General features: G+C 39.1%; 8 protein-coding genes and 1 other annotated feature. Of the genes, 6 read left to right on the top strand and 2 right to left on the bottom strand.

What is annotated here, in order from left to right; all coding sequences use genetic code 11:
* The first annotated feature begins 61 nt into the window (after positions 1 to 61).
* The 3 genes from AC1DSL_RS04690 (at position 62) to AC1DSL_RS04680 (ending at position 13,261) form a co-directional block, all read left to right on the top strand.
* The gene (locus AC1DSL_RS04690) at positions 62 to 8,113 is read left to right on the top strand and encodes an InlB B-repeat-containing protein (protein ID WP_477531346.1); all 8,052 of its coding nucleotides are present in this window, start codon (positions 62 to 64) and stop codon (positions 8,111 to 8,113) included.
* A complete protein-coding gene (locus AC1DSL_RS04685) occupies positions 8,094 to 8,327 on the top strand; it encodes an Ig-like domain-containing protein (RefSeq protein ID WP_477531391.1) in 234 nt (77 codons plus the stop codon). Before AC1DSL_RS04690 ends, AC1DSL_RS04685 begins: the two co-directional genes overlap by 20 nt.
* A gap of 623 nt (positions 8,328 to 8,950) precedes the next feature.
* Positions 8,951 to 13,261 carry a S8 family serine peptidase gene (locus tag AC1DSL_RS04680; RefSeq protein WP_477531345.1) on the top strand — a complete coding sequence of 1,437 codons (4,311 nt, stop codon included), beginning with the start codon at positions 8,951 to 8,953 and terminating at the stop codon, positions 13,259 to 13,261.
* A gap of 98 nt (positions 13,262 to 13,359) precedes the next feature.
* Here the strand turns inward: AC1DSL_RS04680 and AC1DSL_RS04675 are convergent, their stop codons facing one another.
* Positions 13,360 to 14,556, bottom strand: coding sequence for an MFS transporter (locus AC1DSL_RS04675; RefSeq protein ID WP_477531344.1), 1,197 nt, complete (start codon positions 14,554 to 14,556; stop codon positions 13,360 to 13,362).
* 62 nt (positions 14,557 to 14,618) lie between these two features.
* Positions 14,619 to 14,880, bottom strand: a binding site (T-box leader).
* Positions 14,881 to 15,020: 140 nt separating this feature from the next.
* On the opposite strand from AC1DSL_RS04675, the gene AC1DSL_RS04670 reads away from it, so the two are divergent.
* Complete coding sequence (locus tag AC1DSL_RS04670) at positions 15,021 to 15,638, top strand: histidine phosphatase family protein (RefSeq protein WP_477531343.1); 618 nt, start codon at positions 15,021 to 15,023, stop codon at positions 15,636 to 15,638.
* Between the two features lie 37 nt (positions 15,639 to 15,675).
* Here the strand turns inward: AC1DSL_RS04670 and AC1DSL_RS04665 are convergent, their stop codons facing one another.
* Complete coding sequence (locus AC1DSL_RS04665) at positions 15,676 to 16,059, bottom strand: DUF5412 family protein (protein WP_477531342.1); 384 nt, start codon at positions 16,057 to 16,059, stop codon at positions 15,676 to 15,678.
* A 133-nt stretch (positions 16,060 to 16,192) separates the two neighbouring features.
* Between AC1DSL_RS04665 and AC1DSL_RS04660 the strand changes: the two genes are divergently transcribed.
* Positions 16,193 to 16,519, top strand: coding sequence for a hypothetical protein (locus tag AC1DSL_RS04660; RefSeq protein WP_477531341.1), 327 nt, complete (start codon positions 16,193 to 16,195; stop codon positions 16,517 to 16,519).
* 178 nt (positions 16,520 to 16,697) lie between these two features.
* A partial coding sequence (locus AC1DSL_RS04655; RefSeq protein ID WP_477531340.1) for a D-alanyl-D-alanine carboxypeptidase occupies positions 16,698 to 17,189 on the top strand: 492 nt, incomplete at its 3' end.

Below are 17,189 nucleotides of genomic sequence, written 5' to 3'. Positions count from 1 at the left end.
GTTTGTAAAGAATATAAGTTAAGAGAGAAAAAACAATTACATAAGGACAAGGGGATGCGGTATGAAGAGGGAAAAAATCAGTAAGATTTTTACAGGAACGCTCAGTAAAAAATTTAGTAAGAGACAAGCAAAGAAAGTATTTTCGCTCTTTGCGTTAAGTGTAATGCTATTAAACATTGCATTACCTCAGGCTTTAACACATGTACATGCTGAATCGAAGCAAAATCAGCAAAGWCCATCCAGTGAAACCTTTAATGCAAAAGAAGTAAACCGTATTCTTGAAGGTCTTACTCCTGAGCAAAAAGCAAACATTAATAAACTCACTGGAGCAGATAACGCTCAAAAAATCCATGTGGACCAAAAAGATTTACGTAGTTCAAAAAATATTAACGTGATTGTTCAATTTAAAGAAGACCCAGCTAAGATAGAAATCATTAAGAAATCGTTGGCTAAAGGTGGAGCAACTGTAAATAGTAAAGCTTTTGCAAGCGAATATTCCGACGCACAAAAAAAGGTTAAAGATTCTCATGCTAAATTTAAAAGCTTTGTGAATACGCAGCCTAAAACGCAAATAATTGGCGGGAAATCTGTTAAAACGGCTATGAGTATTACACGAGAATATTCAGAAGCATTTAATGGAGTAGCTTTATCACTACCTGCAAAATTAGTTGAAAATATTGCCAAAAATCCAGAAGTTGCTTCTGTTTGGTCTCAAATAGAATATACGGTTGCTGAAGGATCTACTCCAAAAGCTTTAGAGACAAGTGAATCTGTAGGCAAGCCTACAACAGGGCTTTCTTTATTAGGATTAGATAAACTTCAAGCTGAGGGTCATACAGGCATTATTAAATCAGGTCCTCGTGCAGGCCAAAAAGTTAAGGTCGGTGTATTGGATACTGGTATTGACTACAATCACCCTGATTTGAAGGCTGTTTATAAAGGTGGACATGACTTAGTCAATAATGCAGGATTCGATGCAAATGGAAATGTCATTTATGTAGATGACCATGATCCAATGGAAACAAATTATGAAGATTGGGTAGCTGCTAAGGCGAATCCTAATCCAGTTGTTGGACCACCTCCTGCAGATTATAAACAGTATATTACATCTCATGGATCTCACGTTTCAGGGACTATAGCTGCAAATACGACAAATAATAACGACGTTTATTCAGCAAATGGTGTAGCACCAGATGTGGACCTTTATGTTTATCGTGTACTAGGACCAGGTGGACGTGGCACAACGGACTCCGTATTGAACGGTATTGATCAAGCAGTTAAGGATGATATGGATGTCATCAATCTTTCGCTTGGTGCATCGGTAAATGATCCGCTTTACCCAACCAGTGTCGCTATAAACAATGCTACTTTAGCCGGTGTTGTGTGTGATGTTGCAGCAGGTAATAGTGGTCCAGGTATAGCTACTGTAGGCTCACCAGGAACTTCTCCACTGGCGATAACGGTTGGTGCAAGTACGATTCCGGGATACATTCCAGTGATGACACTTAAGAATGGTTCAGCTTCCTATCAAGCTCGTTTGTTTGGTAAAAACTTCGCACAAGCAGACGATGCATTTAAAGGACAATCATTCCCGATTGTTGATGTCGGCTTAGGTAGTGCGGCAGATTACAATGGTTTAGATATGTCTGGTAAAATTGCTCTTGTGAAACGTGGTGGAGATTTTTTACAGACTAAAATGGCAAATGCTAAAAAAGCCGGCGTTGCAGGTATGATTATTTGGAACAATAGTGCCGATGCAGATAATCAAGGATATATAACAAGCTTCTTAGGCGTTAGCATGGATAATGTTTACTCTGTTTCATTGACTCAAGCGCAGGGACAAGCTCTTTCTGAAGCCATTAACAAGGATCCTAAATCAGCAACGATTACGTTCCCAGATACACTTGATGCGCCTATCGCAAAGAAAGGCGACGAGTTGGCAAACTTTAGCTCAACGGGACCGGTAAAAGATTGGACAATCAAGCCAGACGTTGTAGCACCTGGTGTTGACATTTCGTCTACCGTTCCATATGACGTTTGGGAGCCACAAGACGGAGTAAGTGTAGAAAATAGAGATTATAAGTATGCTTATGAATTAATGTCCGGGACTTCAATGGCAACGCCTCACGTTGCAGGTATTTCAGCGTTGATTTTAGCTGCAAATCCAGAGTATACTCCGGCAGATGTTAAGTCGGCATTAATGAATACAGCTAAGGATATTAACACAGATTCAAAGACTTATAGCGTATACCAAGTCGGTGCTGGACGTGTTGATCCTGCACGTGCGATTAAAGAGGATGTAAAAATCCAAGTTTTAGATAAAGCATATACCGTTGATTCAGATTCATCTACGCTAACTCAAATTGATAACCTTACAGGCAGTATGTTCTTTGGCTTTAAAGGTAGAGGAGAAGGCGCATCAAACGGCTCTGATGATGTGATTTCATCAAAAGATTTTAACGTAACCAACCAAGGAACTAGCAGTAAAACATTTAATGTAAGTACTCAATTTATTTCAACAAAATTTGCTGGATCAAATAATGTAGGTCCTGGCACAGGAAATGATGTCAAAATTGATTTTTCTACCGGTGGTACAAAAGTGTCATCCATTAATGTTGACGGTGGAAGTACCATTAAAGCAACAGCAAAAATAACGGTTCCGTCAAACTCAATTGAGGGTACTTACGAGGGTTATATTTACCTGGTAAATGCGGCGAACTCATCGGAGTCATATCGTATTCCGTTCACTATTACCGTTGCGGAAAAAGGAATTGATACTTTTAAAGTTGATTATAAGGCAATGACTATGCCAGGTGGAGCAGCTGGCTATCGCTTCTCCATTAATAGTTCAATGGAAAACTTCTATATTGTATTAAAAGATAAGAATGGAAATTATTTGGGCGTAGCTAACACATTAAGTGATGCAAGTTGGCTTTCCCCAGGTGTCCAATACGGACCATATTTATCGCTTTTTAATGGACAATATCTTCCATTTACAAAGCCATATGAGGGCTCATTGGATCAATCCGGAATAGCAACAAAGACCGAATCTATTAAAGAGGGCGCATATTCCCTTGAAATGATTATGACTGATGAAGCTGGAAAACGTTACACAAAAGAAGATACAGTCTATGTAGACAGTACGCCGCCAACCATCAACATGGACAGCGATTCAAAGCCAGGGATCTATGAAATCGACCCTACAGGCTACTCACCTGGACAAGAGATTAAAGGATTTTATGGTTCAGTCTACGATTCTAACATCGATGTTATGAAAGATAATGGTGAAACTTCGGTGCTAAGCCCTAAAGATGGTAGGACACCTGTTCCTGTAGATCAAGCATTGAACACGGTTATTGGCTATCAAGATAGTATGTTCCCAACTGTATTCTTTGATACAGATGAGAAAGGTCGTTTCCATTTTGGAATTACTCCTGAGGACTTAACTTCAAAATTCGGAAGCGCATTTTGGATTTATCCAAGTGATTATTCTGGGTCAGGTGATCCAGATATAACTAAACAGGATTATTATTTTATCAAAAAAGGTACTCCATATTTAACACTTACCTCTTCTGGAGGTGTTGATGCAGGTCAAGGTAATGAAGATAAGGTTGTAATTGATGCGAATAAACCTTTCAAAACGACAATCGCAACGAAAAATGGATTAGGAATGTCAGGCGGTAAAATTACTCTCAATGATCAAGGAGTGTATTCTTTTAGCAATATCAGATTGACAGAAGAATATAAAAACTATTTAATCAGCAAAGAAATTGACCCTACGAAAGTACTAACTGTAGGTGAGCCGTATAAACATCCAATCTATCAAATCGGTAAAAACATTGATGTTACAATATCTGGAATTGGTTCAGAGGGTGCTCTTGACCATGATATGAATATTATTGAAGCAGACGTGACTTATTCTAATCCCGATCCGATTGTTGGACCATTTGAATATATACTATTACAAGCAAGTTTAAACTTGTCAGGTGAAGATACAAAAGTGACGTGGTTCCCAACCAATGTACCTAATGTGCGACAGTCAATATCCGTGCTTAGAGGTCGTGTGGCAGCTGAAGCTTACGCAAGAAACACTGTTAACAATAACTATCCTCAATTCACAGTGGATTCAGGAGCGAAGGTAACTGTTAAAGATGATAAGGGTAAAACATTTACAACAGATAGCCCTACAAGTTTTAATAATACAATTGCGTATACTTTTATCAACCCGTATTATGCCGTGACGATGGATGTAAGTAATTCACCATATTCTGTCGAAGCGAATGTACCAGGTCACTTCAAGGGATATGGGCAAACACCAGTCATTGGTGAAAATAAATTTGGATATCAATCAGGAACAATAAAAGATATCCCAGGTCTTTTCCCGATTCTTTTAGGTGGAGATGTCAATGGGGATAACGTAATCGATATGAAAGATTTGACGGATGAAATCAATGTTTATTATCAATATAAGAATTTGAGTAATTTTAATAATCCGGCCAATACGTTAGCCAACAAAACGGCATTCCTTAACAGCAACAGAAATGCTGATATTTATTGGATAAAACCAGGATCTACCGGTTATGGAATTGATTATAATGACTTCTATTTCATTTTCAAAAACTTTGGTAAACAAAATCAAAATGCGATTGATGCAGGGGTAACGGTTCCAACCACCCAAATGACGGTGGATCAAGATATGACCATTACGACTCAATATGGCGGATCCATCACGTTAAATGCGGGAGACACACTACAACAAGTCATGCAAAAGCTGAATTTTGCAGCTCCAGCCCAAGCAATCGCATCAACACCGAAGTTAGAGGACTTGCAGAATGGGGCTACGATTTCACTTGCTCCAACAAGCGAAGTGTTCGTTGATGATGTTGTATGGAGAAAAGCAATTACGAAAATCATGATTGGTTCAACCGATGTCACAGATAAAGTGACGATCACGGCGGGTTATCAGTACTTTGATGCAACTGGCGCATCACAGACGATGCAATCGAAGATTACGTTCCCTGGTTCTTTATTCCCTACGGCAACGAATTACACTGTAACCGTGAAGGCTGCAGGATACCAAGATGTAATCAAATCTTTTACAATTTCAACTGTCCCAATTCCGACGCCTGAGATTCCAATTATCACAGACCCAACCGTAGCTCATATCGGGCAGGATTTAACGTTAACCTTCCCRGAAGATGCGAACTGGCGAAATGGAATCAATAAAGTGATCGTGACGACAAACAATAATAAAAGTATGGATATCACGACTTTAATGAATCCAGATACGAATCAAAAATATTACGATATTAGTCAGCCTGGAAAAATTACGTTCAACGCAAAAACATTTATGACGAATTCAACACTTGATCCGAATAATGATACTTCATATGGTAATGCGACGGTCAACCCTGGTGGAACGAGCTACCTGCCGCAGCTTTACAAAATCACCATTGGTTCTAATGGTACAGATGGCACTGTTTATCCAGATGTCTTTGCAGGTTATGACCCAGTTTACACAGGTCAACAACCGATTGGGTACAGCATTACGTTTAACAGCCAAGGCGGCTCGACAATCAATTCAATGGCCGTGGGTTTTAGAGCAAGTTCAAGTAGATCTAATGGTCCAAATAGTGATTTAATAAACTTTAAAACCCTTGCGCCACAAAGAGCGGGATATAAATTCCTTGGTTGGTATAACGAACCAGGAGGAATTACACAATGGGATCCTTCAACTCTCTTAACAGAAGACAAGACGGTTTATGCGAAATGGCAAATGAATACCACTCAAAACTATTCGCCTGTTGATAAAGCGAATCCGACTGGTTTAAAATTCGACGGAAGTAACGGTGGCGTGAGTGGAACAGGTTGGGTGCTTGGTGAAGGCGATTTAAAAATCAATATTCCAGACTATTTAACCAATGTTTCTTGGTTAACAGGTAAGGAGAAGATTTCCAAAATTGAGGCAACTTTCTATAAACTAAATAGTGACGGTTCAATAGTCACGACACCAACGACTTATTCGTTAGACCCAAACACCTATGACTTAACGTCAAACGGTAGCAACGGAATCCTTTCCTTCAAAACAGCAACACATGATCAAGCTGTTCAAGCGGGTCAAAGTACCTTGGGAGAGAAATTTGCGTTCAGTGAAATGCCAACAATTAATAATATTGGGTCGATCAAAGGGTATAAGGTCACGATAACGGCAATGACAGGAGAAACGGTGACAATTCCGGATATACAACTTGGATACAGACGTCATATTGACTTAAACGGCGGAACATTAAAAAATTCAAATGACTTATTCTTGGCTGATCAGCTTATCAATGGACAAGCGACAGCGCCAACTATGTCAATGGTTCCATCACATGTCACAAAAGGCGATTTGACACCTGGTCCATACCTCTATTTGGACGCAGCTGGTTCAAGCGACATGAAGTCCAATATTACAGACGGTCCTATAGTATTAACGGATAATGCGATCTACTATTTAGGTTGGACTAAAGTACCACCTGCGGTTTCAAAGGATACAGTTGGAAACATTGTAGGTAGCGATATTACGTTAACGTTCAACGATGATGGAACATGGAAAAATAATATCAAACAAGTGAAGATTGGTTCAAAAGAATTAGTTTTAGATAAGGATTATACGATTACAAATAGCTCCATTACGCTAAACCATGACTTATTTACAGCAGGACAAAAGGTCAATGTGATGATTGTTTCTGAAGGTTATGCGGATGTAATCGTTACGGATCAGGTTATAGGATATAAAGTAACATTCGAATCAAATAGCGGAGATCCTGTACCGTCTCAAATCGTAGATCGAAGTGCAACGAAGCCGATYGATCCAACAAAAGTCGGCTATAAGTTCTACGATTGGTATACAGATCAAAATTTAACAATACCATATGATTTTGCAAGCATTGTGACAAAACCAATTACGCTTTATGCTAAATATGCTTTAGCAGGTTCTCTTGTACTAACAGATACTACAGATAACGCTCTTGGAAACGATATTACACTTGAATTCATTGATTCTGAGTGGGCAAATTCTATTTCGAGAATTAAGGTTGGTGCAGTTACTGTAGATGGAACGAAATTCAAAGTAGATATGGCTGCACATACGATTACATTGGATAAGAGTGTCTTCACAAAAACTGGAGAATTCACTATCAATATTAGCGCAACTGATTATGCAGATGTAACCGTAACCCAAAAAGTAGTGAATGGATATAATGTGCATTTCGAAGTGAAAGATAATGCTCCATTTGAAGTAAAAGACCAAATTGTAGCACGTAGAATAACAGCACCGACTGTTTATGGTTATGATATAGCTTGGTTCGCAGATGAAGCATTTACAATTCCTTGGGATTTCACAAGCTCGATTTATTCTGCAAAAACAATTTATGGAAAATGGTCACCTACTAAATTCACTGTTATTTATGATGGTCAAGATGGTGGCTTAGTACAGACTAAGACAGCAGAATATAATACAACAATCACAGCGCCTACAGCACCAACAAGACCTGGTTATACATTCGTTGGTTGGTTCAAGGATGCTGCAGGGCAAACTGCTTGGAATTTTGCGACAGATAAAGTAACAGAAAACACAGTTCTTTATGCGAAATGGAGTATCAACTCGTATGCAGTATCATTCAATAGCCAGGGTGGAAGTGCAGTAGATTCTAAAACAGCAAACTATAACACGACAATTGCACAACCAACAACAGTACCTACAAGAAAAGGTTATACATTTGCTGGTTGGTATAAAGATGCTGCAGGTCAAGTAGCATGGAATTTTGAAACAGATAAAGTGACAGGTAATGTAACGCTTTACGCTAAATGGTTACTAGATATACCAGTTATTAATCCAATCGATGACAATGATACAAAGCTTTCAGGAACGACTGTAGCAAATACAACGATCACTGTAAAAATCGGTAGTGCTGTTATTGCAACAGGAAAAGCTGATTCTAATGGGAAATTTAGTATCAAGATTAAACAACTAAAAGCAGGTACAGAGTTATCTGTATATGCTATAGATAAAAATGGAATTCAAAGTGCTACTACAAAAGTCAAAGTTTTAGATCGCAAAGCACCAAAATAAAGAAGTTCAAATTAAAGGTACTGCAGAAGCTAACTCTACAATTATTGTAAAAATCAATAATAAAGTAGTGACAAAAGTTAAAGTATCAAGTAAAGGAACATTTTCAGTAAAATTATCAAAAGTAAGTAAAGGTAATAATAAAATAACATTACAAGCAATTGATAAAGCTGGAAATAAAGGCAATGAAGTAAACCGTTATGTAACGATTAAGTAAACAATTTAAATGAAGTAAAAAAGGGTGCTTATAATATATGAAACTCATATTAAGAAGCACCCTATCCGATTTGAAAAGTAATAAAAATTTCAACAATTCACCCTATCTCATGGTATAACATTACTTTTTCATTGCACATAAATTGCACAGACTTATTAGAAACAATAGAAATATAAGAATTACAGTGAATAATTTTACATCGACCGTTTGATTTAATGGACTAAAATGATCAAAATTATTCATAAATATGTATAATACTCGTACTCTGTATTTGACAGGGGGGGCGGTGGTTTAAGCCCTCACAGGTCATCATACTTGGAAGGCTGAAATTCTTGACTTATCAAGGGTTTCAGCCTTTCTTCATGCCCGGTGCCATTTTTATATGCAAAAGATGAATGATTAAATAAAAAGCCCTGGAGTAGTGCTTTTGTTTTATACTGGTATAGAACCAATAACAGCAACATTTACATCCTATGTTTAATTTTCAGAAAAGTGTAAATATGGGATGATAAAAGACAGAATCGAGTTAACTAGTTTCATGGATTCTTCTTTAAAAGACTTGGTTGTAAAAAATATAAGTTAAGAGAGAAATAAACAATTACAAAAGGACAAGGGGATGCGGTATGAAGAAGAAAAATATCAATAAGATTCTTACAGGAACGCTAGCTGTTGGCATGTTATTATCTCAAGGTGCTCCATATAACGTATTGGCGAAAAGCCCGTTTGAGCTGAATCCAGTTGAAAATGCGGAAGAGATCTTAGCGAGCCTGTCTGTAGAACAAAGAAAGGCATTAGAGCAATTAGAAACAAATACAACCTTTACCATTTCACCGGATATTGATGCGAATAGCACTGAATTAGTCAAAGTCATCGTCGAATTTGAACAGGCGCCTGCGAAAATTGAAGTGATGAAACAAGCAGCGAAAGGAAAAAAACTATCTTCTTCTGCTGCAAATGAAAAAGTGGAACAATCACACAAAGCTTTTAAAGAGCATGTTCAATCATTGAAATCACAGAAAAACGTGACTAATTACAAAGTGGAAGATGTAAACATCACAAGAGAGTATAAAAAAGCCATCAACGGTGTAGCAATGACGTTGCCTGGCGTGGCAGTACAGGATTTGCTGCAATCAGGTGTAGTTAATCGTGTCTTTAAAGATTACGAGGTAAAAGTGGAAACGCCGGTAAAAACGAAAGAAGCCATCGATCCGAAAATGGCAGACAGTATTCCGCAAATTGGCGTTGACAAGTTACATGCCGAGAACATTACCGGTAAAGGGATTAAAGTTGGTGTTATTGACACGGGTATTGACTACAATCATCCTGACTTAAAAGAAGCTTATAAAGGTGGATATGATTTTGTAGATGATGATGCAGATCCGATGGAAACGACCTACGAGGATTGGATTAATGCTGGTAAGCCAACATATCCTGGTTTAGTGTATTATACAAACCATGGAACACATGTCGCAGGGACGATTGCAGCCCAACAGAAAAACGGTGTGGATTATGCTGTGAAAGGGGTAGCGCCGGAAGTAGATTTATATGCTTATCGAGTATTGGGAGTTTGGGGTGGAGGATCCACGGAAGGAGTCCTTGCTGGAATCGATCAAGCGATTACAGATGGCATGGACGTCATTAACTTGTCACTTGGCGCCGCGACGAACGATCCTTTATACGCTACTTCTGTAGCGATAAATAATGCCATGCTTTCAGGCGTAGTGGCCGTAGTCGCTGCAGGTAACTCCGGACCGAACGAAAAAACGCTTGGTTCTCCAGGAACAGCGGCTCTTGGTATTTCAGTAGGGGCAAGCGATGTTTCCATGACCATTCCTACATTTAGTGGAAGCGTTTTCACTAATGAAAATGATAATTTGGAACGTCTCGGCGAAGACCTTTCTCATCAATTAGAAGATTCAAAACTCATCAGCGAGGAACTTTCTCCTCAACTAGAAGATTCGAAACGTCTCGACAAAGATTTTTCTCCTAAATTAGAAGATAAGAATAAGGGCTTGTCTCACCAAGTAGAAGATTTGCAACTTCTGGGCAAAGACTTTTCTGATAAATTAGAAGATCTGCAAGGAAAATCCTTACCAATTGTATTTGCGGGACTTGGTAAAGCAACTGATTTTGCCGGGAAAGATGTCAGCGGGAAAATTGCGTTGATTCAGCGCGGGGAACTTGCGTTTGATGAAAAAATTAAAAACGCCAAAATCGCTGGGGCTAAATCAGTGATTGTGTATAACAATGTCGACGGGCAAATACCTGCCTACTTGGGTGAGGTCGTCGGGTTAATCCCATCCTTCCGCCTGTCAAAAGCAGATGGTGAGCGGTTAAAAGAGCTGGGCGAAGGTACTTTCACATTTGAAACGTTAAGTAATACAAAAACAGAAGGCGATCATTTAGCAGATTTCAGTTCACGCGGACCGGTAAATGGAAATTATGATATTAAGCCAGATGTAGTCGCTCCAGGTGTGTCGATATTCTCTACGACACCGGAATTCATCAACGATCCACAGGACGGCATTAATTACGGGAATGCCTATGTGCGCATGTCGGGTACATCGATGGCTACGCCACACGTGGCAGGTACAGCAGCATTAATATTGCAGGAGCATCCGGAATACACGCCTTTTGATGTAAAATTGGCACTCATGAATACTTCGGACGATTTACAAGGGGATAATTCTGTATACGAAGTAGGCGCAGGACGAATCGATGCCTATCAAGCGGTTCATACAGATACCTCCATCAAAGTATGGGATAAGACACAAAATATCGAAAATGGAAAAGTCGTAGAAATTGATGAAGAAACAGGTTCCATTGTATTCGGAAGACATATTAAAAAAGATGATCAACCCATTGAAGCAAGTAAAAAGGTGACGGTTCAGAACAACAGCCAGGAAGAAAAATCTTTTACACTAGAAGTGGAGTATCACGGTGAGCGAAAAGGTATTCAAGATGCAGTGAGTAACGGTGTTACAGTGGACGTGCCTTCATCGATTACAGTGGGAAGCGGCCAAGTGCAGGAGCTCCAGCCAAAAATAACGATTCCAACCAGCGCTGCGTCAGGAAGATATGAAGGGTATATTCATGTGACAAATGCGAACAATCCTGCCGAATCCTATCAAATCCCATTCGCTGTTATGGCGACGGAAAAAGGATTTGCTTATGTCAAAACGACTAGACCATCCGTGACAAATACAACACCTTTCTGGGAACTTAATGACAAAATGATCCATTTCATCATGAAGTTGAACAGCCCAATGAAAACCATGGATGTGCTTGTAAAAGACAGTAAAACAGGAAAAGCTGTAGGGTTCATAGGGACAGCGAACACGAGTAAATTACAAATAGATAGAGAAGTGTATCTTACGGGTGCGTTCAGCGGTACGGTCTTACCATTTACAAATGATCCGTCCCAGCCAATCAGTGATATTCCTATAAAGCTTCCAGCAGGCGACTATATACTGGAACTGATTGCACACGATGAGGATGGGAAATCATATGTTTATGACAATCCGCTTATCGTGGACAATGAAGCACCAGAAGTGAACATGGATATAAAATCGGGTGTAATCGAAATCAATGATTCTATGTTTACAGTAGAAGATGGCCAAAAAGCAGTGTGGTTGCATGGAACAGCTAAGGATGAGACAGTGGATTTATTGCAATCTAAAGGGTTGGATGTCGATCAATCGTCCAACACTATGGCTTACTATACAGGTGCCTCTGGATATATGGCTGGGTTCTTCCCGGTTCAAGCGAATGGAGATGTGAAATTAGGAATTGAGGAAAGTGATATTGCAAAACAACCTATGAGATTGTGGTTGAGAACGTGGGATACTGCAACGGCAGTTGGTTACCAAAAGTATTACTTCATGAAAGAAGGAACGGAATATACGACGACTAGTTATAGTAAGAAAGAGTTGAAAGTCGGCGATAACTTTAGTATGACACTCAGCCTTAATAATGTGAAACAGCTTGTCTCCGGAGAATTTAATGTGGCAATCGACAAAGACTACTTCAAGTTTTCGAATGTGAAGCTGAACAATGCAGTCAAACAATATGCAAAGGAAAAAGGCTTACAGGTATCGCTCCATGAGCCAGTTGTGACGGAAAGTATATATCATAATAATGTGAAAATCGGAGCTTCCATTACTGGAAATGCATTCAGAGGACTGGACGGAGATATGCCGTTCCTCGATGTAACGATTAAAGTAATGAATGATGAAGTTTACGATGAAGTTACTGGATTTAATGTACAGAACGGGTCTTATAAGAAATCCGGACAAACAGCAGATACTGCTATTCCTTTTTACGGCACTGAAGATCTTAAAATAATTCCTACACATACACAGTTGCTAGGATCCATAATGCCGGAAGCATTTTTGATAGGTGCATCAGGGGCAGAATTTTTGAAAAAAGGGGATTATTCAAAAATAGGAGCACAAGTATACGCTCTCTCTAGAAGTGGTAAAAAATATCCGGGAACAATTGCTCAAAATGGAGCTTTCACGATCAATGATATTCCTGCTTCCGATCAAGTATATACAGTTGTTTTCGATGTTCCGGGGCATCTTAAAGCGATGAAGAAATTCATTCCTGGATATCATGATGCAAATGGTGAGCTACGTGGGCAGTTTTTAAGAATTGGTCAGAGAAGTCTTGCAGGGGATGTGAATGGCGACAAAATGATTGATATCCTTGATATCCAAAGTGTCGTGGATGCATACGGTACGAAAGATACTTCCATCGTGCCGCAAGATCTCAATCAAGATGGCGTGGTAGACGAAACGGATGTTCGCTTAATGGAGAAAAACTTCTTAACGAAGGGACCTGACGCACCTGTCGATAAACAGCCAAAAGAAAAAATTGGCAAGAAAGGGCTGGAATACTTCCTGCGCCTGATCGGTCTCGAGCCGAAGCAATAACAAGGGATGTTGATAGAAGGGGAGGAATGCGAAAGCATTTCTCCCCTTTTTACTATATGGAGCTAATCGTTTCAGTGTTTGGCATTTACCGAGTTAACCTATTGCCACTTTGGAAGAGCAAGACGATTTACTGAAACAATCAGGAAGAGAGAAATGATTAACATAAGAAGGGAGCCACCGATTACGACTGCTTGAACTGAATACGAGTGTGCTGCTATCCCAAAAATCAGAACAGCCAACAGTTGCAAAGAATAGATGACCATTCCGTATAAACTTGAGATTCTTCCCATCATGTCAATCGGGATGTTTTCTTGGATATAGGTCGTGAATCCCGTATTTGCCAACGCAAGTGCAAAACAAAGGATAAAGAAACCGCTGCTGGCCATCAAATAATTCATTGAAAAACTGTAGATGACATACCCGGTGGATACCAAAATGGTCCCACTGCACATCAAATGTTTGGCCGACATGAATTTAACGAGTAGATTTGTGCAAAATGCCCCTACTAAAAAGCCGATTCCTGCCACACTGACGAGTGAACCATATGCCGCATCCGTTAAATGAAGAACTTCTTTCGCAAAAGCCACTTCTGTTGAATCAAGCGCAGCCGTTAACAACATGACCACTTGAAAGACCATATACACGACAACAAAAGGGAAAGCCATTTTACTGAACTTCCAGACTAAATGCCAATCCTGTACGATTGTTCCCCAAGTAAAGTTTGTAGGTTCAGACGAGTCTATACGGTTTTGTCTCGGAAGCAAATATATCAATCCAGCTGATATTAAAAACGTACCAGTATTCACAAACAATGCCATTTCAAGAGAGCCTAGCATAAATAATATCCCTGCAAGAGCAGGACCCAAGATRAACGCACCAGAATGAACAAAACTGAGCATGGCATTGAATTGTTTTCGCTCGTCTTCCGGCAATAGCAACGTCATATAGGTAAAAGAGGCAGGACCAAACATTGCGCCTGCCATTTGAATAATCATCACAACCGCATAGATGCCCCATATGGAATCTAGAAAAGGAATGAACAGAATGAGTGATGCCCGCACTACATCAAGGACAATCATCAAATGCTTCGTCGATACACGATCAATCACACTGCCCGACCAAAATCCCATCAGCATAAACGCAAACGGTTTAATCATATACAGTATCGCAACTRCCAATGCGGAACCTGTTGTGTCAAAAATCATTAAGTTGATGGCCAATAAATAAATCCATCCACCAATATTCGCAATTCCTACGGCACTTAAGTAATAGAATTTCCATTTAGATAATTCCATTTCATATCCCTCCGACATGTTTTTTTGGCAAACAAAAAAATCCCACCTCCAAGACGATTTGTCTTGGGGACGAGATTGACATGTCGTGGTACCACCCCAGTTTGTCCTGATGTCACCATCAGAACCTTTTCAAGTACGGCATATATTTCATGCTTATACTGTAGCTCTTTAACGGGAGCACCCGTCACACCATCCCCCTAACATTCAAGGTTCCCATGTGAGGCTCAGAGGCTTGTTTCAATCAGTGAATGCTTACCCTTTTTCAGCTACGGGGCTCTCTGTTCAAGAATTCAGATGATTTACTGTTCTCATCATAGCTTTTAATTTTCGCTATCATAACATAAGGAATCTCTTCTTGGAATCTATTTTATCTAATTAATTAAAATAAATAAAAAATATTATTGTAAATAAATAACAGTATATGCCACAATCTAAGTAATTGTATTTTTTTATGGAGGGTTTTTATGGAATTATTAATTATAAGGCATGGAGAATCAGAGGCTGATTTATTGGGGGTACATGAAGGTAGGGCAGACTTTCCTTTAACAGAACTGGGGGAACAACAAGCTAGCATAATGGCAACATACATAGAACAACATTATAGACCAAACATCATCCTAACAAGTCCTTTAAAAAGGGCTAGAAGGACCGCAACCATTTTACAAGAATCTATTGGCTGTGGATTAATCGTAGAGGATGATCTGATGGGATTTAACAATGGAATCCTGGCAGGACTATCACGAAATGAAGCTGCAATTAAATATCCCTTACCACAAGGAGGAAGACCAATTCATATCCCTATTCAAGATGGTGAATCTGAATTAGAATTCCGTTTCCGGGCAGATAGCATATTCCATAAAATCTTATTTGAATATCAACATTATGCCCGAGTAGCTATTGTCTCTCACGGAGGAATGATTTCAAACATATTAAAAGCATTTCTCAAACAACCGATGAATCAGGAATTTACTTTTCCGACTGGAGATACCGGAATTCATTTGCTCGAAATCAAAGCGAACACTCGTATCATTAGGTTTCTCAATAAGCAGGAACATCTTCAGCTAATAGAAGACGAGAATTAAGTTCACTGTGACTGGGAGCGGCTTTCTCGTTTAGTCCTCAGTCTTTTCTGAAGTCATACGTATCTTTACGAACATCAAGTTCCATTCCATTTATGGAGACAATATGATCATTAATCCACTCGATTTCTCCTTCTTCAATTCGGTAAGCCCAATACAGATTTCGTTTGTTATCGTTCTTATTATGATAGATCACTTCGCCTCTGACGGCAGGTGCAACTGTTGAGTGACCGTTACTTACATAAGTTAGGACCGTATAGTCTCCGGTGGGGGAAACTTCCTCAGCAAGCAAATCACTCTTAGGAACCCGATCAATATTGAAGAACAAATGATTTATGATCAGTACTATTCCAAGTATAAGAGAACCGAAAAGCAAAATAAAATATCCAACTACTTTGAAGGCTGTCCTATGCTTATTAGACATGGATTCCACTCCCTTTATCTAAGCAACGTATTGGAAAGAAATTGGTTCCGTCGTTAAGAAAATAACTGATAGTTTTATGGTTTGTCTTATTAAATGAGATAAATCACAATAAATAAAATTAGGGGTGAAGTTATTGAATCATAGTGTTTACTGTGAGAGATGCAGGAAAGAAATTAAGTATCGAGATGATTTAGTGACGACAACTTTTTTATTTCAATTAGTACCGTATCATGATGAATGTTATTCAAAAGATATAAAAGGTATGCGGACATTTTTTGTTGGAAATCAACCACTCAACGGGTTGTCCGGTAATATTCAGACGTTAATAGCTTTAATATTAGGAGTAGCTGCTTTCTTCTTATTAGATGAATATGGGAGATTGACTGGTTTGTTGGCTTTTGTCGTCCTTGGATATCGTCTTTATTCCTATTTTAAGTTTGAAAAAAAGTTGGCACCTTAAAACTAATGTGGAAGAGAAGAAAACAATATTTTCTACCCTGCATTCATAAAAAGTGCGGGGCTTTATATTGTTTTCTAGGCATTTTGACCGCATGTAATAGATAGGTAATTATAGACGGTATTATCTGATAATTGCATGGTAATATAGGAATATCTGATTTAATTGTTGGAGGTAGGAAGTGGAAATAAAACGAAAGATTTTAATTGGAATGACGACATTGGTCATGTTTACTGGGACGAGTTTGATAACTTTGCCCGAGGAGTCAACTGTACAGGCTGCTACTTCTTATACAAGTTTACAGAACTCAGTGAATACGGTTATGAGAGACAGTAGAATGACCAGTGCTTCATCGAGTGTGACGATTCGTAAAGCAACCACAGGTGAGATTGTCTATCAAAAAGATGCGAATAAAGGCATTACTCCCGCTTCGACTCTAAAATCCCTCACCGCATCTGCCGCTTTGGAAACACTTGGAGAAAACTATCGCTTTTCCACAGATGTTCTTACAAATGGAACTGTTTCAAAGGGAACTTTGTATGGAAATCTGTATCTTCGTGGAAAAGGGGATCCAACTCTACTAAAAAGCGATTTCGATCATTTTGCTTCAATTCTAGCTAATCGTGGAGTAAAGCGACTGTCTGGACACRTTATCGGGGACGACAGTTGGTAC

This window comes from Paenisporosarcina sp. P4_D4, assembly GCF_056401835.1.
This window is presented reverse-complemented; position numbering and strand designations above follow the sequence as displayed.

Coding starts and splice junctions, on each gene's coding strand:
- AC1DSL_RS04680 (WP_477531345.1), top strand. CDS start 8,951: ATGAAGAAGAAAAATATCAATAAGATTCTTACAGGAACGCTAGCTGTT.
- AC1DSL_RS04670 (WP_477531343.1), top strand. CDS start 15,021: ATGGAATTATTAATTATAAGGCATGGAGAATCAGAGGCTGATTTATTG.
- AC1DSL_RS04665 (WP_477531342.1), bottom strand. CDS start 16,059: ATGTCTAATAAGCATAGGACAGCCTTCAAAGTAGTTGGATATTTTATT.